Origin of the sequence: Brachyspira sp., assembly GCF_050873525.1 — a bacterium.
GTDB lineage: Bacteria > Spirochaetota > Brachyspiria > Brachyspirales > Brachyspiraceae > Brachyspira.
Genome location: NZ_JBNMIZ010000307.1, coordinates 1 through 2,250, shown reverse-complemented (window position 1 = coordinate 2,250; position 2,250 = coordinate 1). Strand labels below are relative to the sequence as shown.

The window sequence follows — 2,250 nt, the reverse complement described above, 5'->3', positions numbered from 1 at the left end:
TATTTTAAGGAGTAAAAATGATTACGCGAACAAACAAAAAAATATTTTTTATATTAACAATTTTAATAACTTTAATTCAAACGGTTTTCGCTCAAAATGAAGAAAGTATAATGAAAGAAGCTTTTGACAGATTTTCAAAATCTCCATTTTCTTCAATATATTCTTCTGGCGGAGCTTTTTACAGCGGAGACGATGTTGACCAAATGCCTTTGATTGTTAATTATTATATGAACGGAACGAGCAAATATATAAGCGCTGCTGACGGACTTTTTGGAAGCGCGATAATGAACGCCCAAGTTATTAACAATCAAATGACTTTAAATATTGCCGAAGAGGACGCGCCGATAAAAGATAATTTTAATAATTTTTCTTTGGAAGCTCCAATAATGCGTTTTCCAAAAGTTTACGCCGATATATTGGATTATAAATTTATAGATTTAAGTAAAAAAATAGTAAGCAGCAATATAACATTGGGAAAAAATTGGCATACTCTAAAAATAGGATATTCGGACAGAGTCGACACAATAGTATTTTCGGCTTCGACTTACAGAATAAGAAATATGTCGATAGCTTTTATGAATCATTCGGTAGATATAACTTTAGGCTCTTACACAACGATTAATAATATCCCTTATCCGAAAGAATTTATAATTAAAAGCGCATCCGATAAAAGAGAATTACGATATAATGTAACAAATGTTTTAACGGGAGATAGCGCAAAAAGAGAAGCGGGAAAGTTGGGCTGGTAATAGTTTTTATATGTATGAAGAATATTTTGATTTTTTGAATATAGATTCTCAAAAGAAAATCGCTTTGATAAAATACGCCGATTTGGTTATGGATTATAATAAAAATATTAATATAACGGGAGCGGAAACTATTGAAGATTTTATTAAAGAACATGTTATAGATTCTCTCCTCGCTTTGAATATATTTAAAAACTGTGATAATATTATTGATATTGGTTCTGGAGCGGGACTTCCTTCGATTCCGTTATCAATAATTTACGAAAATAAAAAATTTACTTTATGCGAATCTAAAAATAAAAAAGCGGATTTTTTAGACAGCGCAAAAAAAGAACTCTCTTTAAACAATATAGAAATTAAACGCGTCAATGTTTACGAAATAAAAGAAAAATACGATACGATAACTGCACGCGCTTTTTCGGATATAAAAACTTTATTAAAAATTTTCAAAAGATTAAAAAATAAAAATTCCGTTTTGATTGCATATAAAGGAAAATTGGATAAAATAAAAGAAGAACTTGAAGAAATTAAAAATATTGAAAAATATAATTTCAAAATAAAAAATTTGAATAATAAAGAAAAAGAAAGAAATATTGTAATCGTTAAATAAATTTAAATAAAATTAAAAAGGATTTATATGCTTTATATTGCCGCAAGAGATATTGGAAATTATAAAGATAATACGGAAAGATTGAAAGAAATTCTTATTAAAAGCGATTTAATTTTAGTCGAAAGTTTTAGAGAAGCGACAACTCTTTTTAAAACATTAAATATCAATATAGAAAAAGGAAAATTAATCGAATTTAGCGAACATACAAAATCGAAAGACATATACGAAATAATAGAAAAAATTTTAAACTGCGAAACAGCGACTTTAATAAGCGATTGCGGAACTCCCGTATTGGAAGACCCGGGAAAAATACTGCTCGAATATTGCTACTCAAATAATATAAAAGTTAGTCCGATTCCCGGGGTAAGCAGTATAACGGCGGCTATAATGTGTCTGCCTTTTAATTTCAAAGAATTTTATTATGCGGGACTTCTTTCGAGGGACGATAAAGAGAGAGAAAGAAAATTAATTCACTTAAAAAAATTAAATATTCCAATTATAATTTTGGACACGCCTTATAGAATGAATAAAGTATTGAACGCGATTAAAAAAGTTTATTCAAAAAATAAAATTGTCGGACTTTGTTTAGATTTGACAACGGATAAAGAAGAGATAATAATAGACGAAATTGGAAATATATGCGACAGATTTAATAAATCGGAAAGTAAGAATAAAAGAGAATTTGTGGTTGTAGTAAGTTAAAATAAAAATAATAATTTTATTCTAAATTCATATCAATATTCGTATAATTTCTTTCTTCGGTAAAAATATTTAATTTTGCGCTTGAATTATAAAATCTAATATTTCCGTATATATCCGTTTTTAAGAATTTTATAATTTCAAAATAATTTGGAATATTTAAATTTTTAAAATCAAAAAATTTTTTATTAATAT

Annotated in this window: 3 protein-coding genes; all 3 read left to right on the top strand. The window is 27.1% G+C overall.

Translation table 11 applies throughout. The annotated features are described in order from the left end of the window. The first annotated feature begins 17 nt into the window (after positions 1–17). From ACR0QS_RS12875 to ACR0QS_RS12865, 3 genes are read left to right on the top strand one after another with little or no spacing between them, the layout of a single operon-like run. Positions 18–749, top strand: a complete 732-nt coding sequence (locus ACR0QS_RS12875; RefSeq protein ID WP_432633853.1) for a hypothetical protein — start codon at positions 18–20, stop codon at positions 747–749. 10 nt (positions 750–759) lie between these two features. Then, positions 760–1,356: a 16S rRNA (guanine(527)-N(7))-methyltransferase RsmG gene (gene rsmG, locus ACR0QS_RS12870; RefSeq protein WP_432633852.1), complete on the top strand. Its 597-nt coding sequence runs from the start codon at positions 760–762 to the stop codon at positions 1,354–1,356. Positions 1,357–1,383: 27 nt separating this feature from the next. Then, positions 1,384–2,058 carry an SAM-dependent methyltransferase gene (locus ACR0QS_RS12865; RefSeq protein ID WP_432633851.1) on the top strand — a complete coding sequence of 225 codons (675 nt, stop codon included), beginning with the start codon at positions 1,384–1,386 and terminating at the stop codon, positions 2,056–2,058. Positions 2,059–2,250 lie beyond the last annotated feature (192 nt).